The sequence below is a fragment of the Mammaliicoccus sp. F-M27 genome (assembly GCF_022387115.1).
Taxonomy (GTDB): domain Bacteria; phylum Bacillota; class Bacilli; order Staphylococcales; family Staphylococcaceae; genus Mammaliicoccus; species Mammaliicoccus vitulinus.
The window spans coordinates 253145-276193 of the sequence record NZ_JAJNIE010000001.1 but is presented as its reverse complement, the minus strand read 5'-3'; the positions used below and the strand labels follow the sequence as shown (position 1 = coordinate 276193).

Sequence of the window (23049 nt, the reverse complement as noted above, 5' to 3'; positions counted from 1 at the left end):
CCTCTTATAAAATTGATGTTCTCAATGTAACTTCTACTTCTTCAGGCGCAATAATGTGTACTTCTGCACCTGCATCTACAGTCACAAATCCTAAACCAGAAATCATAATGTCTTGTCGCTCGTTTTCAGTTACAATTTCCGTTTTATTCAAACGTTCAAAATCAAAATTTTCCGGATTATATGGTGGTTTAAGTAATTCACCAATTTGACGGTTCCATAAGTCATCAGCGTTTGACAACTTTGTTCTATGGATATTTAAATCGTTAGATACGAAACATGTTAAAGAACGTCTACCACCACTAACATAGTCGACTCTAACTAAACCACCTAAAAACAAACTTTGTTCTTCATTTAATTGATAAACTTTTGGTTTTATTTCCTTTTTAGGCATAACAACCTTTAATTCTTTGTCGGTTACATAATGCGTCATTTGATGGCTTTGTATAATACCTGGCGTATCAAACATATATGAATCGTCATCTAACGGAATATCAATCATATCCAAAGTTGTTCCAGGAAAATGACTTGTTGTTATAACGTCTTTTTCACCAACACTTTTTTCGATTAATTTATTAATCAAAGTTGATTTACCAACATTTGTCGTCCCAACTACAAAGACATCTTTACCTTCTCTAACTTTTTCAATCGTATTAAGCAGTTCATCAATACCTTGATTTTTATAGGCAGATATAAGCACGACTTCGTCAGGGTTTAAACCATAATCTTTAGCTCTATTTCTAAGCCATATTTCCACTCTTTTTTTATTAATAGCTTTAGGTAAAATATCCATTTTATTGGCTACAAGTACCACTTTTTTCTTACCTACAATATCTTTCAAACGATGTATCATCGAACCTTCTAAATCAAATACATCAACAACATTAACGATTAAACCATCTTCGTTATGTAATGATTTAAGCATATTTAAAAAGTCTTCACTTGTTAAATCAACATCTTGAACTTCATTATAGTTTTTAAGTCTAAAACATCTTTTACAAATCACATCTTCTTTATTCAAACTAGATTGTGGTACATAACCTGCTGCTTCCGGATTATCAGATTGCAGTATGGCACCACAACCAATACATTTAGCTATTTCTGTCAAATTTATTCCTCCCAATTAATTAAACCTTTTCTCTTAAAATAGTTTAGGAATCTTCTCTCAATTAAACGATTGAATTTTGTAACTAAACCATCTGTCTTTTTCACTGGTACAACCATGATTGTATAAAGTCCATTCCTATTACCGCCGAAAACGTCAGTCAACATTTGATCACCAATGACAACTACTTCAGATTTATTAACATCCATTAAATTTGAAGCTTGTCTAAACGCTTTTCCTCTAGGTTTACGTGCTTTAAATATATAATCTATATCTAACGTTGATGAAAAGGATTCTACACGTTCTTGATTGTTATTAGAGACAATCGTTACAGTTATATCATTTTCCTTCATTTTTTCAAACCATGTTCTTACTTCGTCAGTAGGATCTTTCACGTCCCAACCAACTAAAGTGTTATCTAAATCTGTAATGATTGCTTTTATATTTTTAGATTTTAAATGTTCAGGATTTATATCGAAAACAGACTGAACATATTCATTTGGCAAAAAGTATTTAGTAAATATTCCCATTATTACACCTCAATATTATTTCTTATTTTAACATAAATTATGTATACATTCCTTTTAGTTGAATACAAAATAAAAGTGTTGCAAATCAAATTAGATTCGCAACACTAAATATTATTCAGTAATTTCACGGTCAGATGTTTTTTCAACATCCGTATTCGCATAAATCACAAAACCAACAAGTGCTGTAGCAATGACAGCGATAGCCATTAATATTAACATGAAACTGCCTCCTTATGCCACTCTATTTAATAATAATTTTACAATTTTACTGGAATTCACGCAAGCTACTTTTAAAAATTCTTCAAAAGTAACGTCGGATTCTTTATCAGCTAAATCTGAAACAGCTCTCGTAACAATTATAGGCATATTATATTGATAACAAGTTTGAGCAATTGCACCAGCTTCCATTTCAACGACACTCGATGAAGGGAAATTTGATTTAATCTCTTTACGTTGTTCGAATGAACCTATAAAACTATCACCTGTAGCAACTTCACCAACAATACCATTTAACTCAAGTTCTTCTATTGAAGATTTCGCTATAGATATTAACGCTTCATTTGTTTCATAATATTCTGGCATACTCGGAACTTGTCCGAATTTATATCCAAATGCAGTTGCATTAACATCATGATAATAAACTTTATTACTTATAATGATATCTCCAATATTCAATTGATTGTCAACTGATCCTGCCGAACCTGTATTGATAACAAGTTCAGGATTAAATTCACTAATCAATAATGTAGCCGTTATTGCAGCATTGACTTTGCCAATTCCACTTTGAGCTAATACAATCTCTTTACCTTCTATTTGACCTTTATAGAAAATAACATGTGCTTTTTGGATTGTTTCTATATTTTCAATAGATGACTTTAATATTTCTACTTCTTCTTCCATTGCTCCAATAATACCAATCATGCTTTATCACTCCATCATATTCATTCATATTTATATTAACATAATTAGTACGCTTTGAAACATGTTTTTAGCTATTCCATAAATCTTGTAAACCTTGCAACGATAATATACCAGCAATCAATGTTGTTATCACCGCTATAACACCCATTACAATCATCCAAGTTGGATGTTTGTACTCACCAACAATGCTTTTTTTACGAGAAGCTATAAGTATTGTACCTAAAGTAATTGGTAATATTAAACCATTCAAAGCACCCGCAATGATTAATAATTTTATCGGTTTACCTATTGTTAAGAAAATGATTGATGAAATAACTATGAAAATAATAATAACTAAGTTTCTATGATTTTTAATTGATGGATGTAAAGATTGAATGAAAGTTGTACTTGTATAAGCACAGCCAATAACTGATGACAATGCCGCTGCAAATAATACAACACCAAACACTTGTTTACCTATTGGACCAAGTACATGCTCAAACACTGATGCAGGAGGATTGTCTGGATTTAAAGCAAAGCCAGTTACGACTACACCTAAAACTGCTAAAAACAAAAATGTTCTCATAATACCAGTTGTTAAAATACCTGATATGGCAGCTCTATTCACAAAAGGTATGTAATGTTTCCCAGTGATACCTGCTTCAAGCAATCTATGTGCACCGGCAAAAGTAATATAACCACCAACCGTACCACCAACTAGAGTAATGATTGGTACAATAAGTTTACTTATATCATCTGGCGCAACCATTTTGTGCGCCGCTTCTACTACTGGTGGTTTTGTTAAAATCATTACGTAAGCAACAATAGCAATCATGAGCACACCTAAAATTTGTGTAATAATATCCACAACTTTTTGTGCGTTTTTAACGATAAAGATCAAAATTGCTAAGACGCCGGTTATACCAGCACCAATTCTCACATCAATACCAAATATCGCATTTAATCCAAGTCCAGCTCCAGCTACATTCCCAATGTTAAAAGCTAAACCACCTATAGCAATTAATATCGCAATAAATGTACCTAGTCCTTTGAAGACATCGTTCGCTATATCTTGTCCGCCTTTACCAACAACAGTAATAACTCGCCATATATTAATTTGAGCCCCTATATCAATCAATATCGATGCAAGAATAGCAAATGCAAAACTTGCTAGAAATTGTTCTGTAAACACTGCTGTTTGAGTTAAAAATGCTGGACCTATAGAAGAAGTTGCCATTAAGAAAACAGCGCCCCATAATATTCTTCTATGTTTGTTAGTATATTCAAACGGTTTATTTAAATCCTCATACCCTTTATTTTGACTCATATACATTCCTCCTACTTCATTGCACTGATTTGTATACCTTCAGATTCGAACTGAGCGATAATTTCTTTAACAAAGTCTAGCGCATGTTGTCCGTCTCCATGAACACATATTGTGTCCGCTTCAATTGAGATTTCTTTTCCATTTATTGTTTTAACTTTAGATTCTTTGACCATTTTAATCACTTGCGCCACTGCTTGATCTGTATCTTTAATGAGCGCACCTTCTTTTTTACGAGATACAAGCTGTCCATTATCTTCATATGCTCTATCAGCAAATACCTCACTTTTATACGTCAAATTGTGACGTTTACAAGATTCAATTAGTTCGCTATTTGATAGACCTACGAATAACAATTGATCATCAAAATCTTTAACAGCTTTAACGATAGCATCCGCTATTTCAGGAACTTTCGCGCCCATCTGATATAAAGCGCCATGTGGTTTAACATGATAAATTTTAGTATTATGAATTTTACAAAATCCAGATAATGCACCTAACTGATAAATCACTAAGTCATAAACTTCTTGTGGTGTTAAATCCATATTTCTACGACCAAATCCATTCAAATCTTGAAATCCTGGATGTGCGCCAATATGTATATTATATTTAGCAGCCGTTTTGACTGTTTCATTCATGACATGTTGATCACCCGCATGAAAACCACAAGCTACATTAGCAGATGTAATCAAAGGTAAAATAAGTTCATCATTACCAACTTTATAGTTACCAAAACTTTCCCCTAAGTCGCAATTCAAATCTACTTGTACCATTTAGCTCTCTCCTTAAACTATTTTATGTTCATGTAAAAACTTAATCGTTATATCATTATTTATATATGGCTCATAACTTAAGACGCGATAAAGGAAATCGAGTGTCGTCGGAAAACCATCTATAACGGTTTCTTCTAAAGTCCCTTTCATCTTCTCAATTGCTTCAAGTCTATCTGTACCTTTTACTAAAATTTTCGCTACTAAAGAATCATAGTATGGCGGTATCATATATCCGTCATAGAGCATGCTATCGACTCTTGTATTAAAGCCGTTAGGTAAATGTAAAGCTAGGACTTTACCAGCTGCCGGTCTAAATTGTTTTTCAGGATTTTCAGCATTTATTCTGCATTCAATGACATGGCCTTCAAATTTTATATCTTCTTGTTTAAGTGATAAATGCTCACCATTTGCCATTAATATTTGTTGTTTAATTAAATCCACACCTGTAAGCAATTCAGTTACCGTATGTTCTACTTGAATTCGCGTATTCATTTCTAGAAAATAATAACCATTATCTGTTAATAAAAACTCAATTGTGCCAGCACTTTCATAATTACAAGCTTTAGCAGCTTTTACTGCATCTGCATGTAAAGAGGCACGCGTCTTAGAATCAAGAGCTGTACAAGGCGCTTCCTCAATGAGCTTTTGATTTTTTCGTTGAATGGAGCAATCTCTTTCACCTAAATGAATGGCCTCACCATGACGACTTCCTAACACTTGAACTTCTACATGTCTTGCTTTATCAATAAATGTTTCTATATAAACACGCTTGTCGCCGAAATATTTTTCGCCTTCTGATTGTGCTTCTTTAAAGTTTTTCTCAAGTTCTGATGCTTCATGAACAATTCTTATACCTTTACCGCCACCACCACTAGCAGCTTTTATAACAAATGGAAAGCCAACTTTTTCAGTTATTTGTCGAGCTTCTTCTACAGTTTTAACTTCGCCAATAGAGCCAGGTATAATTGGAACATTAGCTTGATACATCGTTTCTCTCGCTTTTATTTTATCTCCCATTAAATCCATCGTTTTGAAGCTTGGACCAACGAAAATAATATTTTCCTCGTCTACCCTTTGTCTAAAAGTAGTTGATTCAGATAAAAAGCCATACCCTGGATGAATTGCATCTGCTTTACTCATGTTACAAGCTTCTAATATACGATCGATATCTAAATAGCTTTCAGCAGATTGATTAGGGCCAATACATATTGCTTCATCAGCTAATTGTACGTGCAAACTATTTTTATCAGCTTCTGAATATATGGCGATTGTCGTTATATTCATCATCCTACATGTTCTAATAATTCTAACGGCTATTTCCCCTCTGTTAGCAATTAACAAACGTTTTATCATTCGAATCACCCCTTTACTTTAATGTCATAATTGTTTGTCCATATTCAACGGGATCTCCATGACTAATCAGAATATCTTCAACAACTCCATCATGATCACTTATGACTTCATTTAATACTTTCATAGATTCTATATAACCGACTATTTGACCTTTTTTAACTTCATCCCCAACTTTAACAAGTGGATTACTTAACTGTTCTTCATCTTGTAAATAAAAAGTTCCTAGAATTTCTGCGTCAATTGTAGTATGTTGCTCAGTGCTATTATGACTAGTTTGAGTCTCATTCGTTGGAACTGTTGTAGGACTCGCTGATTCAGTTACCGTCGTTTTCAAATCTAATTCTATTTCCACTGATTCGTCTTTATATTTCATATATGAAACGCCATTATTTTTCATTAACTTAATTACATCTTCTATTTTTTCGATATTCACGTTTTATTCCCCTTTTATAAGTTTTGCTAGTTTCTTAGATTTCGGTCTAACAATGCTTAAGTCTTTATATTTCTTCATTTTGATTGTTTCGATATCTTGTCTCATTTGTTTGATATACGCCTTATATTCTTTCGTTGCTTCTTCTACTGTAATCCATTTAAATTGCAAATGATCTTGAGCTTTTAATTGTGCTAGTTTTTCTCGTCCTACAAAACTTACAGTGGCAATTTTAGTATATCCACCGATAGTTTGGCGATCATTCAACAAAATAATGGGTTGGCCATTATTAGGTACTTGTACACTTCCTGGTGCAATTGGTTCTGAAATGATATCAGCACTATCTATATGAACTAAAGAATTTTCCCCATTTAATCGATAGCCCATGCGATCTGACATGTCAGAGATGCTATACGTTTGACTCACTAATAACTGCTTGGACTCTGGTTCGAATTGTTCGAATTGAAGACCTTCAATAATGGGTATCGTATTAGGTTCATGAACATTGTTTAAGTTAAATGTGTTACCTATAATGTCATAGTTAATGGGTTTATCCTTGAAATAAAACACATCATTTCGTTTTAATGTTCTTCCTTTATACCCACCTATACCACTTCTCGTATGTGTGGAAGCGCTTTCTAAAACGGGTAAAATATTTAATGGTTTATGAAATGCTAAGTAGCCTCTCGCTCCAGCTGTAATACTTTTTATATTGAGCACTTGTCCCTTCTCAACATATATCGCAGTATTCACTGGAATTTGTTGATCATCTAAAAATATTTCAGCATCTAGCGCTACAAAAGCAAAAATATTTGAAGCATTAAATTGAAGAACAGGACCATTCATCGTGATTTCTAATACTGATGCGCCCTCATTATCAACTAGTGCGTTTGCAATGTTGTAGAAATATTGATTCATAACGCCTGCTACAGAAAAACCATCTTTTTCATATTTTGTTCTACCTAAATCTTGAACGGTTGTAAACAAACCTGGCTTTATACATTTCAATTTAATTCACCTACTAATCTGCTGTAATCAAACTTTCCACTTTCAATTTCTCGCTCAATTTCTTGAAATTCTTGTTCTTCAATCGCTTTGAAAGATATGTAATCTCCTGCTTCGTATAAAATCATTGGGTTTCTCTCTAGGTTGAATACATCAATAGGTGTACGACCAATAATTTGCCATCCTCCAGGTGATTCTTTCGGATATAACCCTGTTTGATTATTAGCTATACCAACAGATCCTGATTTGATTTTGCTTCTAGGCGTTTCTTTTCTCGGTGTATATAACTGTTTATTTAATCCCCCTAAAAATGGAAATCCTGGTAAAAATCCAATTGCATAAATCAAGTAATTCTCGTCCGAGTGCAATTTAATCACTTCTTCTTTTGTTAATTGTGAATGTTCTGCCACAATGTTTAAATCTGGCCCATATTGTTCTCCATAGACAACAGGTAATGTAATCACTTTTTTAGATTTCTTGCCACTGTCGGACTCAAAATTAATGTTTTGAAGATTCAATTCTTTAATTAACGTTTCATATGTATACGTTGTAGCATCAAACGCCACCATAATGGATCTATATGAAGATGTTACACTTAATATGGCAGGATGCTTGTATGACTCAATATGTGATACTATGTTTGAAATTTTATCCCTAACTTCAGGATTAATTTCATTTTGTTCGTAAATCATAAAATGAGTTTCGCTAATTTGACGAATATTCAATTTTACCACCCTTATTTCAAAAATTATTAAATAAACAGATTATTAAAACAATTTTACCTTATCATAATAACATGCTTTATATATTAAAAAAATACTGTAAAAACATTTAATTTCAATGTTTTTACAGTATTTTTTACTAAATTGCAAAATAATTAATCTATTTTTACAATTTTGACTTTCATTTCATTACCATTTGGTAATGGCACGTTAACTTCGTCATTTACTTTTTTACCAATTAGCGCTTTAGCAATTGGAGATTCGTTAGAAATTTTTCCTTCAAAAGGATCTGCTTCTGCTGAACCTACAATTTTATAGCTTTCTTCATCATTACCTGGAATTTCAGTAAATGTTACAGTTCTTCCAATTTGGATATCATTTTTAGATCCGTTGTCTTCAATAATTTGAGCATGACGAATCATATTTTCGATTTTTTGAATTTCTTGTTCGATAAATCCTTGTTCGTCTTTAGCAGCATCATACTCAGAGTTCTCAGATAAATCTCCAAAACTACGCGCTACTTTTATTTTTTCCACGACTTCTGGTCGTTTTACAGTTTTTAATTCTTCTAATTCTTTTTCTAATTTGTTGAAACCTTCCTGTGTCATAGGAAATTCTTTTTGTGTTTCCATTCTTCCATCTTCCTTTACTTTGTAATTATTTAAATATTTTTAACGAGTGATTGGATCTTCGTTGTCATGATATCAATCGCTACCTTATTGCTACCACCTTCAGGGATGATGATATCCGCATACTTTTTCGTTGGTTCTATAAATTGGATATGCATCGGTCTTACAACTGATAGGTATTGATCAATTACTGATTCCATAGTACGTCCTCTATCTTTTATATCTCTTGCTAAACGACGTAATATTCTCAAATCAGCATCAGTATCAACATAAATCTTAACATCCATTAAATCTCTTAAACTTTCGTTCTCTAAAGCGAAAATACCTTCTAGTATAACAACATCTTTAGGTTCGAATCTAATCGTTTTATCACTTCTTGTATGATTAGAATAATCATACGTTGGTACTTCAATTGCTTGTCCTTCTTTTAGATTCTTTAAGTCATGCTTTAATCTTTCATTATCGAAAGCAAATGGATGATCATAGTTTGTCTTAAGTCTATCTTCAAACGACATATGTGATTGATCTTTATAATAGTAATCTTGCTCAATTAATGCAACACTATATCCATCTAAATTTTTCATTATTTCGGATGTTACAGAAGTCTTTCCTGAACCAGAACCCCCTGCAATACCTATGATTGTAGTCTTTCCCATCAAACGATTCCCTTTCTCATCATGTTTTTTGGATAAATCGGACGATCCACTTTTATTTGTAAAATTTGAAGTGGATGTCTTGCTGCGTCTAATTCCTCACCGTTTTCATCATAAATTTTATCGATGACTTGTGTGAAATTTTCAATTTCTGGACCGAAAAATTCAATTTCTTGTCCAGGTTTAAAATAATTTCTTTGTTGAATGGTAGCTATTTGAGATTCTGCGTCATAGTCTAACACTAATCCACAAAAATCAAAAGGTGTTTTTTTATTTGATTGTTGTCCAAACATTTGTTCTTCATAATGCGGAACACCTTCAAAAAATGCAGGTGCAGTGTCTCTATTAGCACATTTATCCAATTCAATTAACCATCTAGGATCAATTTTAAAGTTTTCAGGGTCTTCAGCATAACGGTCAATGACTTTACGATATACTGATACGACTGTCGCAATATAATGAATAGATTTCATGCGACCTTCAATCTTTAATGAATCAATACCAATGTCCATCATTGTAGGTATAGATTCAATTAATTTCAAGTCTTTTGGACTCATTGCAAATGGCGTGGTGTCTTTATCATCGAAATATGGCTCTAATTCACCGTCTTTTTCCACTGAAATTAAATCATAATCCCAACGACAACTTTGACAACATCCCCCTCTGTTAGAGTCTCTTGCCGTCATGTGATTGCTTAACGTACATCTGCCAGAGTATGCAATACACATCGCACCATGTATAAATGTTTCTATTTCTATATCAACTTTTTCTTTCATTTCACGCATTTCTTCAGCACTTGTTTCTCGGGCAAGTACGACACGTTGGAGGCCTTCTTCTTTCCAATATTGTACAGCGCGGTAGTTAGACAATGATTGTTGAGTACTTAAATGAATTTCTAAACTTGGCGCAACGCGTTTACATGTTTCAATAATAAGCGGATCTGCAACAATGATTCCATGTGCGCCAGTATCATTTAAATTTCTTAAATAGTCTTCTAAACCTGGAATGTTTTCGTCATGTGCAAAAATATTAGTTGTGACGTAAATCTTTGCACCATATTTAGCAGCAAACTCAACGCCTTCTTTAATTTCTTCCATAGTAAAATTATCGGCGTTAGACCTTAATCCATATTCTTGACCACCTAAAAATACTGCGTCTGCCCCGTAATGGACAGCAATTTTCAGTTTTTCTAAATTGCCTGCTGGTGCTAGTAATTCAGGTTTCTTAATCTTAGTGTGACGACTAGCTCCTATAGGTTCTAAAACCTTCATTTTAATCATTCCTTTAATTAATCTTAATAAACTGTTTGTTTAAACAAGAATCCTTGATCCATAGGACGATAATCTTTTTGAACTTCTTCGATTGGTTCAAGTAACATAAACTTTTCATCTTCGTATAATTCTGGGTCTTCGTTAAATAAATCAATAGCTTGTCTGTATTGCTCAGTCGCAATATTAATATATTCCTCTGTTTGAAGAACACCATCAATTTTAAATGAGTCTATTTGAGCTTCTAATAATTCTTCTAAGTCTTCGATCAAACAAATATCGTTCGGACTCATAATATGCGTACCATTACCATCTTCATAAATCGGATATTTATTGCTACGCTCTTCGTCATACAGAAGCATATTGTCATTTTCTTTTCTGTTTTCAATCTTCATAACTTTATCTTGATACATAAAATAATTACCAAGCAATTTCCTTTTTGATTGGAACATGCAGGTCATTCCATGTACTTGTACTTCAATTTCAACATTACTTTTTTCTTTAATCTCCAGCACTTCTTCAATGCTTAATTCACGTGCAAGCACGGCTCTCTGAGATCCTCTATCTCCCCAGTAATTACATTGAAAATGATTTGTTACAATCGTTTCGGCACTCCAATTTAACGGGATAGGATTTTCACGATGTTTCATAGCCATGACAACGGCTGGATCACCGAATATAATTCTATCTGCTTTCAACTCATGTAATAAATCGATATAAGCTTCTAAATCATCAATATGCTCATTATGAAAAATACCATTTACAGCTATATATGCTTTTTTGCCATGTTTATGAATTAGTTTAATTGCTTCGCGAAGTTCAGGTTCTTTAAATTCGCCTGCAAGTCTCAAACCAAATTTCTCTTCACCTATGACAAACGCATCAGCACCTAATTCTATTAGTTTCTCAATATGTTGAACGGATTTAGGCGTCACTAATAATTCTGTCATTTTGTATGCTCCTTTTTAGAAATAGCCATGCCATCGCCAATGTTAATCAATGTAGTGGTATAGTCAGAATGATTCATAAGCCATTGATTATAGTTTTGAACTTTCTTAACCATTTGTTTAACATTTCTATTTCTCACAATATCTATGTCACTTACAAAACCATGATATAAAATATTATCCGTAATGATAATACCCTCATTATTTAGCAATGGTTCATACAGTTCAAAGAACTTTTGTGACTGGGCTTTAGCGGCATCAATAAAAATCATGTCAAACGTTTCGTTAGGTGGCAATAAATCATAAGCTTCTAAAGCATCAGAAAATATCACATCAATTTGATTATCAAATTGATAATGTTTAATATTTGATAATGCTTGTTCATACATTTCCTCGCTTCTTTCAATAGTCCAAACTTTCAAGTTAGGATTGCATGAAGCAAAATGCATAGCACTGTATCCAATCGCCGTTCCAATTTCAAGAATATTTTTCACATCTTTAATTCTAATGATTTGTTTAACAAATTCTGTTGATATTTTATCCATTATTGGAACATTATGCTCAGTAGCATATGATCTTAATTCATCTATTTGAGATGAATTTTGAAAAAGTAATTGTTCGATATATTCTATATCTTTGTCCATGTTACAACTTCCTTACACTTCAATATAATAAAAAACCCAACTAGTCCATTGGCTAGTTAGTATGTATCAGTCATATCCGTAATATGTTTTATAAACATTAGATATTTTACCATATTTTCGAATAAATAGTAAGTATAAATACAAAACAAGAACGCTTATACGACATCTCATTGCGTTCTTGCTTTGTATCCACCTATTTTTCTCTATTTTTTTCTTGCTCTTTTAATGTTTCAGCAAATAAAATTTTACCACTTTTCGATTTTGTATAATAATAATACTCTGTCTTAGGTGGATTAATTATCGTTCTTGCCGTTTCGTCAGAAACATTACTTATCGGTCCACTTGGTAAACCTTTATTTACATAAGTATTATATTTAGAATTATCTTTGTAGTCTTCTTCTGAAATAGACTCATTTGGCTCTTTCTTAGTTGCATAGCGTACAGTTGCATCGGAATTCAAAGCAATTTGCGGATTATTTTCGATTCTATTTATAAGCATAGAAACATATCTTGATTTATCTGTCATTTTCTTCATTTCCAACTCAACCATGGATGTTAATGTTAAATACTCGTGAAAAGTAATTTTCTTTTCTTCATAATTTGACGTAAATTTAAATCCGCCATTATCTTTATAAATTTTATATGTACTATTGTAAGTTTCTTTTAGCATTTCATTCGTAATATCATCAATTGATACATCACTTTTGGAAAATTGATAAGTAGAAGGCGCAAAGTATCCTTCTAAAGGATAGCGCAAGTTCTTATTTAACACTTCATCTGTTAACATGTCGGGATATTTTTTTTGAAATTTTTTAATATAATCTAGATCTCGCATTTTTTTCAAAAATGCTTCACGACTAATAGAAGTATTTTCTTCAATTATGCCTGCAATAAGCTCTAAGTTAGAACCTTCCTTAACATCAAATTGGATGGCAGTTTTTAAATATACTTTCCCACTTTCTAAACTTTTAGCTATTTCTCTAGGTGACATTGATGGTGAAAATTTATATTCCCCTGCTTGAAAGCTAGAAATGTTATTTAATTTTAAATAATATTTGAAAATAGTGACGTTTCTAATAATTTTTTTATCTGCTAATTGATGACTTAACATTTCAGTTGTTGTATTTGGATTAACTTCAACAATGACTTGTTCATTACTATCAGCATTTACTGGCTTTATATTAATTCCCACAAAAATTAAGCCGACTATAGTTATTAATAAAAATAATAAAAAGAGGATACCGATTATCGTTATACTAATATACTTCGATAATAATCTAGCATCTTTATATATACTATTTTTTCCCATATGTAACTCCTTATGTAAATTAAATACCCCTAATGATTATATCACATTAGGGGCATCGTGTACTATTACATATTAATTTTTAAACGTCATCCATTTCAGTATTAACGATTTCTTCTATCATTTCCCACTCTTCGTCAGTTTCAACTGGTAATAATTTACCACCTTCACCATCATCGTTAGCTTCATTAATCATAGGAATTAATTCAACTTCTTCTTCGTTCTCAGTTCCTTCTTCAGCTAGAATAATGTATTCTTTCTTGAATTCAGGATGATAAAATTCTAAAACTTTACGGTATAAAACTTCGTTATTATCTTCGTCGATTAACGTTAATAATTCTTCCTCGTTGTTGATATCTAAATGTTCTTCATGATTATGTTCAGTCATTATTCATTCTCCTCATCTTTATTTAATAGAATCTAAGTACCCCTGCAAAATAAATACAGCAGCCATTTTATCTATAACTTTCTTTCTTTTTTTTCGAGAAACATCTGCTTCTAATAGTGTACGTTCAGCTCCGACTGTACTCAGTCTTTCATCCCACATCACCATTTTTAAATCCGGTCTTTCTTGTTCAAGTACTTCCTTGAAATGAATTGATGCCTCTCCACGTGGTCCGATAGAATTATTCATGTTTTTAGGCAATCCAATAATGACAGTATCAACATCATATTGATCTATTATTTTAATTAATTCATCAATTCCAAACTCTTCTTTGTCTTCGTTAATTCGGAGTGTATCGATTCCTTGAGCTGTCCAACCCATCGCATCACTGACAGCTACACCAATTGTTTTACTTCCTACGTCTAAACCTATTATCCTATTTTTAAGCATTGAATTCATTTTCTTGCTTTAAATAATGGGATACTAATTCTTCCATAATATCATCTCTATCTAAGCGTCTAATTTGATTTCTTGCTTCGTTATGTCTAGGAATATATGCTGGGTCACCAGACAGTAGGTATCCAACTATTTGGTTAACTGGATTGTATCCTCGTTCTTCTAATGTGCGATAAACATTTTGTAGTACTGTTTTGACATCTTCTTTCGGAAAATCATCATAGTTAAACTTCATGGTTTTATCAAAATTATTCATCTATATTTACACTCCCTAACTCCATTAACTTAGTATTAATTATATCATATTCTATTAATACTTAAAATTATAGAGTTTTAATGTAGTCTTTAACAAACTGTAACGCTTCTGTTACTTTCGAAGGATCTGTTCCGCCACCTTGAGCCATATCTGGGCGACCTCCACCTTTACCGTTAGTAATTTGAGCTGCTTCTCTTATAATATCCCCAGCTTTAACTTTATCTGTTAATTCTTTTGGTACTGTAGATACTAATGAAACTTTTTCTCCATTAACACTTGCTAATAATAATACAGTATCTTGCATTCTTGATTTGTAATCATCCATGATTGATCTGAGCACTTTAGGATTTTCAGCTTCTACTAATACAGAAAGTACTTTTTTACCATTAATTTCTTCAATACTATCTTCAATGTTACCTGATTTTAATTCAGTTATTGTTTTATTTTTTTGTTGAAGTTCTTTTTCTAAGTCTTTATTGTGTTGTTGAATTTGATCAATTTTTTCAATTGTTCTCGTTTGATCTTTAACTTTCACATGTTGCATAACGTCTTTCAGTATTGTTTCAGTAGCTTTTAATGTTTCATAAGCTTTTTTACCAGTCACCGCTTCAATTCTTCTCACACCTGCGCCAGTACCTGATTCTGAAACGATTTTAAACAAGCCAATTTCGCTTGTGTTTCTAACATGTATACCACCACATAGCTCGATAGAGTATGATGACATTTCAACAACTCTTACAACATCGCCATATTTTTCACCGAATAGCGCCATTGCACCTTTTTCTTTCGCTTGTTCAATCGGCATTTCTTGAATGGACACTGGGATGTTTTGCCATATTTTTTCATTTACAATTTGTTCAATTGTTTCAAGTTCTTCATTTGTTACTTGTCCAAAGTGTGAAAAGTCAAAACGTAATCTTTCACTTTCAACTAAAGAACCTGCTTGGTTTACATGTGAGCCTAGTACTTCTTTTAAAGCTGCATGTAATAAATGTGTAGCTGAATGGTTTTTAACGATTGATTTGCGATCAGCTTTATTAACAATTGCTTCAACTGTCTCTCCAACGTGAACTTGTCCAAATGTAATATGACCAGCATGTAGGTTTTGACCGTTTGGCGCTTTAATAACTTCAGTTACTTCAATTTCAAATTGATCATGTCTAATAATACCTTTATCTGCAATTTGACCACCAGATACTGCATAGAACGGCGTTTCTCTTAACACAAATTGAATGTCTTCTCCGCTTTCTGCTTCTTCAACTAATTGTCCATTTAAAATAATATCCGTGATTTCAGATTGTATTGCAGTATGTTCATATCCAACAAACTTACTAGGTGTCGTTATTTTACCTAAGACCTCATTTTGCACTTGCATAGATTGCGTTTTTTGACGTGCTGCTCTCGCTCTATCACGTTGTTGACGCATTTCATTTGCAAATCCATCACTATCAATTGTAATACCTTCTTGTGCAGTAATTTCTTCAGTCAGTTCAATTGGAAAACCATATGTGTCATATAGTTTGAATGCATCTGAGCCAGATAATACATGATCTTTTTGTTTAGCTCTATCCATCATTGTATTAAGAATTGCTAAACCTTCTTCTAATGTTTCATGGAAACGATCTTCTTCAGACTTAACAACTTTTTTAATAAAATCACTTTGTGCTTTAACATTTGGATAATATGGTTCCATTATTTCTGCAACAACATCAACGAGTTTGTATAAAAATGGTTCGTTAATATTTAAAGTTTGGCTAAAACGAACTGCTCTTCTAAGCAATCTTCTTAAAACATAGCCTCTACCTTCATTTGCTGGTAATGCACCGTCTCCTATAGCAAAACATATTGTTCTAATATGGTCAGCTATCACTTTAAATGCGATATCTTGTTCTTTAGATTGTAAATATTTCAATCCACTAACCTCTTCAACTTGTTGAATGATTGGAATAAATAAATCTGTATCATAGTTAGTCGGTACATCTTGTGCGATTGACGTCATACGTTCTAAGCCCATGCCTGTATCAATATTTTGATTTGGTAATGGTGTATAAGTGTGATCTGCATTATGATTAAATTCGCTGAATACTAAGTTCCAAACTTCGAGATAACGTTCGTTCTCACCGCCTGGATACATTTCTTCGGCTGGATCTTCTTGTCCGTATGTTTCGCCTCTATCATAGAAAATCTCTGTATTTGGTCCAGATGGGCCTTCACCAATGTCCCAGAAATTACCTTCGATTCTAATAATTCTACTTTCTTCTAAACCGATCACTTCATGCCATAAATCATATGCTTCAGTGTCTTCAGGATGAATTGTTACATATAATTTTTCAGGATCCATTGCCATCCATTTATTGCTCGTTAAAAATTCCCAAGCATATTCAATCGCTTCACGTTTGAAGTAGTTACCGATTGAAAAGTTACCTAACATTTCAAAGAAAGTATGATGTCTTGCTGTAAACCCTACATTTTCAATATCGTTTGTTCTAATCGCTTTTTGTGCATTCACTATTTTTGGATTTTTAGGTATTTCTCTACCATCAAAATATTTTTTTAAAGTCGCAACTCCTGAGTTAATCCATAGTAATGTATCGTCATCAATTGGTACTAATGGTGCTGATGGTTCTACCATATGTCCTTTTTCAACAAAAAAGTCAATATACATCTGTCTAATTTCACTTGCTTTTAAATTTTTCATCGCTTTCACTCCTCAAATAAAATAAAAAACGCCCCTCCCTCAAAAAAGGGACGAACGTATCGCGGTACCACCCTAGTTATGACAAAATGTCATCACTTTAAGTTTATTCAATTTAAATATAAGAAGTAGCGTTCAATATATATTGTCATGTTTCACACCAACCAACATGTCTCTTTAAACAATATATTATTTACTCGGCTTCTTTATTAGCATTCTATTAGATTATAAGCACTGGATTTTTAGATGTCAATTATTTCATAAAATCATAAGGTGTTTTATCTTTCATGTTAATCATCGGGTCAATTTCATACATATTATCTTCTGTTAAAATTAAGTTTTTCATTTCACTAGGTTCGTTTGTATTTTCAGTATCCGTTTGAAAATATGTTTTTAATTTAGTATCAAATGACGTCATTCGTCCATGCCCTAACGTTTGTATACCTTGATTAAAAGCATTCTCTTCTCCGCAAATGACCAATGATTGTTTAGCTCGGGTTAGTCCTGTATACAAAATGTTCTTCTGTAACATTCTAAAGTATTGTCTAACTATAGGCATGATTACAATTGGAAACTCAGAACCTTGCGATTTGTGTATGGAACAACAATAAGCATGTGTTATTTCTGATAAATCTTGTTTCGTATAAGTAATATCATTTCCTTCATAGTCTACAATGACTACATCTTTACCTAACGCATTTTCTTCTGCTTTATAAACGCCTGTTACAACACCAATATCACCATTAAATACATTATCGTCTGGTCGATTTATGAGCTGTAACACTTTATCATTTTCTCTATATTCGATATCTCCATACTCAAGATAGCGAGTTGTTTCATCTTTCGGGTTCAAAATATCTTGTAATAACTCATTCAGTTTATTAATACCTGCAGGGCCGCGATAAATTGGGGCTAACACTTGTATATCTTGCATGTTATAACCTTTATTCACTGCACCTTGGACAACTTTTTCAACTACTGTTGCAATTTGATTACTACTACACGGGATAAAGGATCGATCATGATGTTTTTCATTAATTGATACTGGTAAACCGTTTTTTATTTTGTGTGCTAAATCAATAATTGAAGAACCTTCTTGCTGTCTATAAACTTCTTTTAAATTAACTCTAGGTATCACTTTAGAATCAATCAAATCTTTGAAAATCTGTCCTGGTCCAACTGAAGGTAACTGATCTTCGTCACCTACAAAGATTATTTGAGCATGATCTGGCACCGCACGTAGAAACTGGTACATTAACCAAGTATCTACCATGGACATTTCATCTAAAATAATTAAATGCGCATGTATATCATTATCAAGCACATCATCCGGTTGTGTATCTTTGCTCCAACCTATTAGCCTATGAATGGTCATAGCTTCTAAACCTGTTGATTCACTCAGTCGTTTTGCTGCACGTCCTGTAGGTGCAGCTAATACGATAGGAAAGTCAGTACCTTCTTGGTAATCATCATAATTTAAACTGACACCATGAATTTCAGAATACAATTCACAAATCCCTCTTATAACTGTCGTCTTACCAGTACCAGGTCCACCTGTTAGTAGCATCATCTTGTTGTTTATCGCTGTTTCTAATGCTAATTTTTGACCATCAGCATATGACACGTCATTCATATCTTCAATTTCACCAATGTGTAATTGCAAATCACTTTTTTCAATATCTTTAAGTTCTTCTTGATGTTGATAAAGACGATGGATAATTTGAACGCTTTTAGCTTCAGAATAATATAGAGAAGGTAAAAAACAATTATTATCTTCAATTATTAATTTGTTTTCTTCACTCATCTCTAAAATAACACTGTTCAGCTGATCTTTATTCACGACTTCTGGTTGATTATGATTTAACAATTCATATGCACCATTAATTAATATATCAACAGGCAAAAATGTATGACCATTTTGTAAAGATTGTTGATCTAAGAAATAGCTAATTCCAGCGACAAGTCGATCATGATGGTCTTTTGAAATACCTACTTGTTCGGCAATTTGGTCGGCTCTTTGGAAGCCAATACCGTTAATATCCATAACTAATCGATAGGGTGTTTGTTTAATAATATTAAGCGTTTCTTCCTTATAAACTTGATATATAGACATAGCAAGTTTCGGTCCAAAACCAAGTTCATTCAGTTTAATCATGATGCGTTCTATAGCTTGATTCTCACGTATAGCTGCTGCAATCGTATCTCGTTTTTGTTTGTTTAATTTAGGTATTTCTTTCAATACTTCTGGCTCTTCAATTATTTTTTTAAGTGCGTCTTCGCCTAATTTATCAACAATTGTTTCTGCAGTTTTCTTTCCTATACCTTTAAATAAATCACTAGATAAATAATGAATAACGCCTTGTTTAGTTTGTGGCAGTTCTTTTTCGAATGTTTCAGCTTGTAATTGCTTACCATACTTTGGATGATTAATTACTTTACCTTTAAAAAGATATGTTTCGCCTTCTACTATTTGAGGAAGATAACCAACAATTGTGACTTCTTGATCGAAATCTTCATTTGAGTCCATCACATCAACTTTTATAACGGTATAATAGTTATCACTATTTTGAAATAAGATTCTAATAACTTCACCTTTTACATGTGAAAGATCAAATAAAGATAAGTTTTCCAATGTTAGTCCTCCTCTTCAGCTAATTGTTCAAACATTTTTATCGCATGCCCACTTAATAAATGATCTGGTTGTATGTCTACTGCTTTTCTAAAATAAGTAAGCGCTTCGTGTGGGTCTTCATTTTTCATATATTTTGCTAAACCTAAGTTATATAAAGCATCTACATGTTTAGGATCTTTTGCTAAGACAATTTCCAACTGTTTAACCGCTTCTTCAAACATTTCAAGTTGACACAATGTTAAACCGTATTGAAAACCGATTTCTACATCTTCGTTATTAAGTTCAGACGCTCTCATAACATATGGTAATGCTTCTGTATGCGCACCTAATTCATTAAAGCTCATACCTAGCATAAAGTTTGTATCTGCGTCATTGAGCCCTCTTTTCAATGCGTGTTGATATAATTTAACCGCTTCTTCAAAACGTTGTTGATTGTAATATAAATTTGCAAGGCTGTAATACGCGCCACCATGACTCTCGTTAACCGTAATCGCTTTTTGGAAGAATTTTTCTGCTCTTTCAATGTCATTTGCCTCTGATAAAATTGTACCAGCATTAATATAATTCGTAACTTCGTTCGGATCTGCTTCAATATTTTCAAATAAATATGAAAGTGCTTGATCGAATTTTTTATCTTGTATTAGTTCAACTATTTGTTCTTCACTATGCATGTTGTAACTCCTTTAAATATCATTACTTTTAATTATAACAAAAATAAATAGAGGTGCATCAGAAAAGATAACACCTCTAGAGATTTATACCATATAATCTAATTGTTTTTCAGTTTTGTATACTTTATCAATTGTTGCGCCGCCTAGACAAACTTCACCATCATAAAGCACAACGGCTTGACCAGGTGTAATAGCACGAACTGGTTGATCAAAAGTAACTTTAATTTGATTGTCAGAAATTTTTTCAACTGTTACATCTGTATCTTTTTGTCTATATCTAAATTTAGCAGAACATTTTACAGGTTGTGAAAAATCAATATCATTCACAAATGATATGTCAGATGCGATTAAGTAATTACTATACAAAGCATCATGATGAAAACCTTGTTCTACATATAGAATATTTTCTTTTAAGTTTTTACCAACTACAAACCAAGGGTCTCCATCTCCGCCGATACCTAGTCCGTGTCTTTGTCCAATCGTGTAATACATTAAACCGGTATGTTCACCCATATCTACACCATCTAATGTTTGCATTTTACCATTTTGTGCTGGTAAATATTGAGATAGAAATGTTTTGAAGTTCTTTTCTCCTATGAAGCATATACCTGTTGAATCTTTTTTCTTAGCAGTTGCTAAATTTTGTTCTTCAGCTATTCTTCTTACTTCACTTTTTTCTAATTCACCGATAGGAAACATTACTTTAGATAATTGTTCTTCAGTAAGTTGATTCAAGAAATAAGTTTGATCTTTATTATTATCTACGCCACGTAACATTTCAACTTTGTCACCTTCACGGTTAACACGTGCATAGTGACCAGTTGCCACATAATCAGCACCAAGTTTCAAAGCGTGATTTAAGAAAGCTTTAAATTTAATTTCTTTATTACACATCACATCAGGGTTAGGCGTTCTTCCTTTTTTATACTCATCTAAGAAATACGTAAAGACTTTATCCCAATATTCTTGTTCAAAATTTACAGCATAATATGGTATATCTAATTGATTACAAACTTCTATTACATCATTATAATCTTCAGTAGCTGTACACACACCATTTTCATCCGTATCGTCCCAATTTTTCATAAATATGCCTACTACATCATAACCTTGTTCTTTCAATATATGCGCAGTAACAGAACTATCTACGCCCCCGCTCATACCAACGACTACACGGGTAGTTTCATTATTCATTTTCTTCCTCCTTAAATTGATTGTATATTTTCATAATTGCGTCCACAATATAGTTTATTTCTTCTTCTGTTGTTAAATCACTAAAACTAAATCTCACAGATTGCTTAACTCTTTCATGCTCACCATACATAGCTTCTAGAACATGTGATGGTAGTGTTGAGCCTGCTGTACAAGCTGAACCACTTGATACATATATGTTGGCCATATCTAATAATGTAAGCATTGTTTCCACTTCAATAAATGGAAAATACAAATTCGTAATATGCCCTGTTGTATCTACCATGCTACCATTTAGCTCAAATGGAATAGCATGTTGTTGTAAACCGACAATGAGTTTTTCTTTTAAATTCATCAAATGAACATTGTTCTCATCCATATGTTCATTTGCAACTGCTAAAGCTGAAGCCATCCCACATATATAAGGTACATTTTCAGTACCAGCTCTTCTCTTGAGTTCTTGTTCTCCGCCTTGAATAAACGTATCTAATTGTATACCTTTTTTGACAAGTAAGGCGCCAATTCCTTTTGGTCCACCAAACTTATGAGCAGTCATACTCAATAAATCTATAGGCATTTCATCAAATTCAATCGGCATATGACCAATTGCTTGAACGGCATCAACATGAAAAGCAATGTTTTGTTCTTCCAAAATTTCAGCGATTTCATATAATGGCTGTACAGTACCTACTTCGTTATTAACTAACATAATCGATACTAATGTTGTTTCAGGATTGATAGCTTGTTTCAACTCATCTAAATCAACAAGCCCTTCATCGTTTACATTTATATAAGAAACTTCAAAACCTTCACGTTCAAGTTCTTCAAAAACATGTAATACAGAATGATGCTCTATTCTACTCGTAATAATATGTTTTCCTAAGTGCTTGCGTTTTCTTGCGATTCCTTTAATAGCTGTATTATTAGACTCTGTTGCACCACTAGTAAAAATGACTTCATTAGGGTTTGCTCCTAATAATGTAGCAATTTCTCTTCTAGATTGATCTAAATACTTTCTACCATCTCTACCAATAGAATGAATTGAAGATGGATTTCCGTAATGTTCAGATAGTATTTCGGTTATCTTCTCTGTAACAATCGGTTTAACGGGAGTAGTTGCTGCATAATCTGCATATACTTTCATGTTGAACGTCCTTTCTTAGTTTTCAATGTACCT

General features: G+C 32.7%; 23 protein-coding genes and 1 other annotated feature. All 23 genes read right to left on the bottom strand.

Features of this window, described 5'->3' with window-relative positions; genetic code table 11:
• Positions 1 to 4: 4 nt before the first annotated feature.
• The 23 genes from yqeH to LQ598_RS01360 all read right to left on the bottom strand — a co-directional run bounded on the left by yqeH (position 5) and on the right by LQ598_RS01360 (position 23016).
• Positions 5 to 1105 carry a ribosome biogenesis GTPase YqeH gene (yqeH, locus tag LQ598_RS01470; protein WP_016910840.1) on the bottom strand — a complete coding sequence of 367 codons (1101 nt, stop codon included), beginning with the start codon at positions 1103 to 1105 and terminating at the stop codon, positions 5 to 7.
• Positions 1106 to 1107: 2 nt separating this feature from the next.
• The gene (locus LQ598_RS01465) at positions 1108 to 1632 is read right to left on the bottom strand and encodes a YqeG family HAD IIIA-type phosphatase (protein ID WP_016910839.1); all 525 of its coding nucleotides are present in this window, start codon (positions 1630 to 1632) and stop codon (positions 1108 to 1110) included.
• Positions 1633 to 1863: 231 nt separating this feature from the next.
• Positions 1864 to 2553, bottom strand: coding sequence for a 5'-methylthioadenosine/adenosylhomocysteine nucleosidase (locus LQ598_RS01460; RefSeq protein WP_107536996.1), 690 nt, complete (start codon positions 2551 to 2553; stop codon positions 1864 to 1866).
• A 67-nt stretch (positions 2554 to 2620) separates the two neighbouring features.
• Positions 2621 to 3859 (bottom strand): NRAMP family divalent metal transporter, encoded by a 1239-nt coding sequence (locus LQ598_RS01455; RefSeq protein WP_016910836.1) that lies wholly within the window; start codon positions 3857 to 3859, stop codon positions 2621 to 2623.
• Positions 3860 to 3870: 11 nt separating this feature from the next.
• Positions 3871 to 4629 (bottom strand): 5-oxoprolinase subunit PxpA, encoded by a 759-nt coding sequence (gene pxpA, locus LQ598_RS01450; protein ID WP_107559164.1) that lies wholly within the window; start codon positions 4627 to 4629, stop codon positions 3871 to 3873.
• A gap of 12 nt (positions 4630 to 4641) precedes the next feature.
• Positions 4642 to 5982 carry an acetyl-CoA carboxylase biotin carboxylase subunit gene (locus LQ598_RS01445; protein ID WP_107559165.1) on the bottom strand — a complete coding sequence of 447 codons (1341 nt, stop codon included), beginning with the start codon at positions 5980 to 5982 and terminating at the stop codon, positions 4642 to 4644.
• Positions 5983 to 5995: 13 nt separating this feature from the next.
• The gene (locus tag LQ598_RS01440; protein WP_107536992.1) at positions 5996 to 6415 is read right to left on the bottom strand and encodes an acetyl-CoA carboxylase biotin carboxyl carrier protein; all 420 of its coding nucleotides are present in this window, start codon (positions 6413 to 6415) and stop codon (positions 5996 to 5998) included.
• Between the two features lie 3 nt (positions 6416 to 6418).
• Positions 6419 to 7420 carry a 5-oxoprolinase subunit C family protein gene (locus LQ598_RS01435; protein ID WP_107556794.1) on the bottom strand — a complete coding sequence of 334 codons (1002 nt, stop codon included), beginning with the start codon at positions 7418 to 7420 and terminating at the stop codon, positions 6419 to 6421.
• Positions 7417 to 8142, bottom strand: coding sequence for a 5-oxoprolinase subunit PxpB (gene pxpB / locus LQ598_RS01430; protein ID WP_016910831.1), 726 nt, complete (start codon positions 8140 to 8142; stop codon positions 7417 to 7419). The genes LQ598_RS01435 and pxpB overlap by 4 nt, the downstream gene beginning before the upstream one ends.
• A 152-nt stretch (positions 8143 to 8294) precedes the next feature.
• Complete coding sequence (gene greA / locus LQ598_RS01425) at positions 8295 to 8771, bottom strand: transcription elongation factor GreA (RefSeq protein WP_016910830.1); 477 nt, start codon at positions 8769 to 8771, stop codon at positions 8295 to 8297.
• Positions 8772 to 8800: 29 nt separating this feature from the next.
• Complete coding sequence (gene udk / locus LQ598_RS01420; protein WP_016910829.1) at positions 8801 to 9424, bottom strand: uridine kinase; 624 nt, start codon at positions 9422 to 9424, stop codon at positions 8801 to 8803.
• Positions 9424 to 10692, bottom strand: coding sequence for a peptidase U32 family protein (locus LQ598_RS01415; protein ID WP_103323209.1), 1269 nt, complete (start codon positions 10690 to 10692; stop codon positions 9424 to 9426). The genes udk and LQ598_RS01415 overlap by 1 nt, the downstream gene beginning before the upstream one ends.
• A gap of 23 nt (positions 10693 to 10715) precedes the next feature.
• Positions 10716 to 11639: a peptidase U32 family protein gene (locus LQ598_RS01410; RefSeq protein WP_103323210.1), complete on the bottom strand. Its 924-nt coding sequence runs from the start codon at positions 11637 to 11639 to the stop codon at positions 10716 to 10718.
• Positions 11636 to 12280 (bottom strand): O-methyltransferase, encoded by a 645-nt coding sequence (locus LQ598_RS01405; protein ID WP_016910826.1) that lies wholly within the window; start codon positions 12278 to 12280, stop codon positions 11636 to 11638. Before LQ598_RS01405 ends, LQ598_RS01410 begins: the two co-directional genes overlap by 4 nt.
• A gap of 193 nt (positions 12281 to 12473) precedes the next feature.
• Positions 12474 to 13589: an endolytic transglycosylase MltG gene (gene mltG, locus LQ598_RS01400; RefSeq protein ID WP_107592810.1), complete on the bottom strand. Its 1116-nt coding sequence runs from the start codon at positions 13587 to 13589 to the stop codon at positions 12474 to 12476.
• A 79-nt stretch (positions 13590 to 13668) separates the two neighbouring features.
• The gene (locus LQ598_RS01395) at positions 13669 to 13974 is read right to left on the bottom strand and encodes a DUF1292 domain-containing protein (RefSeq protein ID WP_016910824.1); all 306 of its coding nucleotides are present in this window, start codon (positions 13972 to 13974) and stop codon (positions 13669 to 13671) included.
• A gap of 18 nt (positions 13975 to 13992) precedes the next feature.
• Entirely contained in the window at positions 13993 to 14421 is a 429-nt protein-coding gene (gene ruvX, locus LQ598_RS01390; protein ID WP_016910823.1) for a Holliday junction resolvase RuvX, read from the bottom strand.
• Entirely contained in the window at positions 14414 to 14683 is a 270-nt protein-coding gene (locus tag LQ598_RS01385; protein WP_103323211.1) for an IreB family regulatory phosphoprotein, read from the bottom strand. Before LQ598_RS01385 ends, ruvX begins: the two co-directional genes overlap by 8 nt.
• 67 nt (positions 14684 to 14750) lie before the next feature.
• The gene (gene alaS, locus LQ598_RS01380; RefSeq protein WP_239745123.1) at positions 14751 to 17381 is read right to left on the bottom strand and encodes an alanine--tRNA ligase; all 2631 of its coding nucleotides are present in this window, start codon (positions 17379 to 17381) and stop codon (positions 14751 to 14753) included.
• A 43-nt stretch (positions 17382 to 17424) separates the two neighbouring features.
• Positions 17425 to 17591, bottom strand: a binding site (T-box leader).
• A 40-nt stretch (positions 17592 to 17631) separates the two neighbouring features.
• Positions 17632 to 20010, bottom strand: a complete 2379-nt coding sequence (recD2, locus tag LQ598_RS01375) for an SF1B family DNA helicase RecD2 (protein WP_016910820.1) — start codon at positions 20008 to 20010, stop codon at positions 17632 to 17634.
• A gap of 2 nt (positions 20011 to 20012) precedes the next feature.
• On the bottom strand, positions 20013 to 20681 hold the full coding sequence (locus LQ598_RS01370) for a tetratricopeptide repeat protein (protein WP_016910819.1): 669 nt from the start codon (positions 20679 to 20681) through the stop codon (positions 20013 to 20015).
• Positions 20682 to 20765: 84 nt separating this feature from the next.
• Positions 20766 to 21875 (bottom strand): tRNA 2-thiouridine(34) synthase MnmA, encoded by a 1110-nt coding sequence (gene mnmA, locus LQ598_RS01365; RefSeq protein WP_107556792.1) that lies wholly within the window; start codon positions 21873 to 21875, stop codon positions 20766 to 20768.
• On the bottom strand, positions 21868 to 23016 hold the full coding sequence (locus tag LQ598_RS01360; protein WP_103323215.1) for a cysteine desulfurase family protein: 1149 nt from the start codon (positions 23014 to 23016) through the stop codon (positions 21868 to 21870). The genes mnmA and LQ598_RS01360 overlap by 8 nt, the downstream gene beginning before the upstream one ends.
• Between the last annotated feature and the right edge of the window lie 33 nt (positions 23017 to 23049).

Bases quoted from the DNA above. Each gene is read 5' to 3' on its own strand.
- LQ598_RS01465 (WP_016910839.1), bottom strand. From the start codon at position 1,632: ATGGGAATATTTACTAAATACTTTTTGCCAAATGAATATGTTCAGTCT.
- LQ598_RS01460 (WP_107536996.1), bottom strand. From the start codon at position 2,553: ATGATTGGTATTATTGGAGCAATGGAAGAAGAAGTAGAAATATTAAAG.
- LQ598_RS01455 (WP_016910836.1), bottom strand. From the start codon at position 3,859: ATGAGTCAAAATAAAGGGTATGAGGATTTAAATAAACCGTTTGAATAT.
- pxpA (WP_107559164.1), bottom strand. From the start codon at position 4,629: ATGGTACAAGTAGATTTGAATTGCGACTTAGGGGAAAGTTTTGGTAAC.
- LQ598_RS01445 (WP_107559165.1), bottom strand. From the start codon at position 5,982: ATGATAAAACGTTTGTTAATTGCTAACAGAGGGGAAATAGCCGTTAGA.
- greA (WP_016910830.1), bottom strand. From the start codon at position 8,771: ATGGAAACACAAAAAGAATTTCCTATGACACAGGAAGGTTTCAACAAA.
- udk (WP_016910829.1), bottom strand. From the start codon at position 9,424: ATGGGAAAGACTACAATCATAGGTATTGCAGGGGGTTCTGGTTCAGGA.
- LQ598_RS01415 (WP_103323209.1), bottom strand. From the start codon at position 10,692: ATGAAGGTTTTAGAACCTATAGGAGCTAGTCGTCACACTAAGATTAAG.
- LQ598_RS01410 (WP_103323210.1), bottom strand. From the start codon at position 11,639: ATGACAGAATTATTAGTGACGCCTAAATCCGTTCAACATATTGAGAAA.
- LQ598_RS01405 (WP_016910826.1), bottom strand. From the start codon at position 12,280: ATGGACAAAGATATAGAATATATCGAACAATTACTTTTTCAAAATTCA.
- mltG (WP_107592810.1), bottom strand. From the start codon at position 13,589: ATGGGAAAAAATAGTATATATAAAGATGCTAGATTATTATCGAAGTAT.
- LQ598_RS01395 (WP_016910824.1), bottom strand. From the start codon at position 13,974: ATGACTGAACATAATCATGAAGAACATTTAGATATCAACAACGAGGAA.
- ruvX (WP_016910823.1), bottom strand. From the start codon at position 14,421: ATGCTTAAAAATAGGATAATAGGTTTAGACGTAGGAAGTAAAACAATT.
- LQ598_RS01385 (WP_103323211.1), bottom strand. From the start codon at position 14,683: ATGAATAATTTTGATAAAACCATGAAGTTTAACTATGATGATTTTCCG.
- alaS (WP_239745123.1), bottom strand. From the start codon at position 17,381: ATGAAAAATTTAAAAGCAAGTGAAATTAGACAGATGTATATTGACTTT.
- LQ598_RS01370 (WP_016910819.1), bottom strand. From the start codon at position 20,681: ATGCATAGTGAAGAACAAATAGTTGAACTAATACAAGATAAAAAATTC.
- mnmA (WP_107556792.1), bottom strand. From the start codon at position 21,875: ATGAATAATGAAACTACCCGTGTAGTCGTTGGTATGAGCGGGGGCGTA.
- LQ598_RS01360 (WP_103323215.1), bottom strand. From the start codon at position 23,016: ATGAAAGTATATGCAGATTATGCAGCAACTACTCCCGTTAAACCGATT.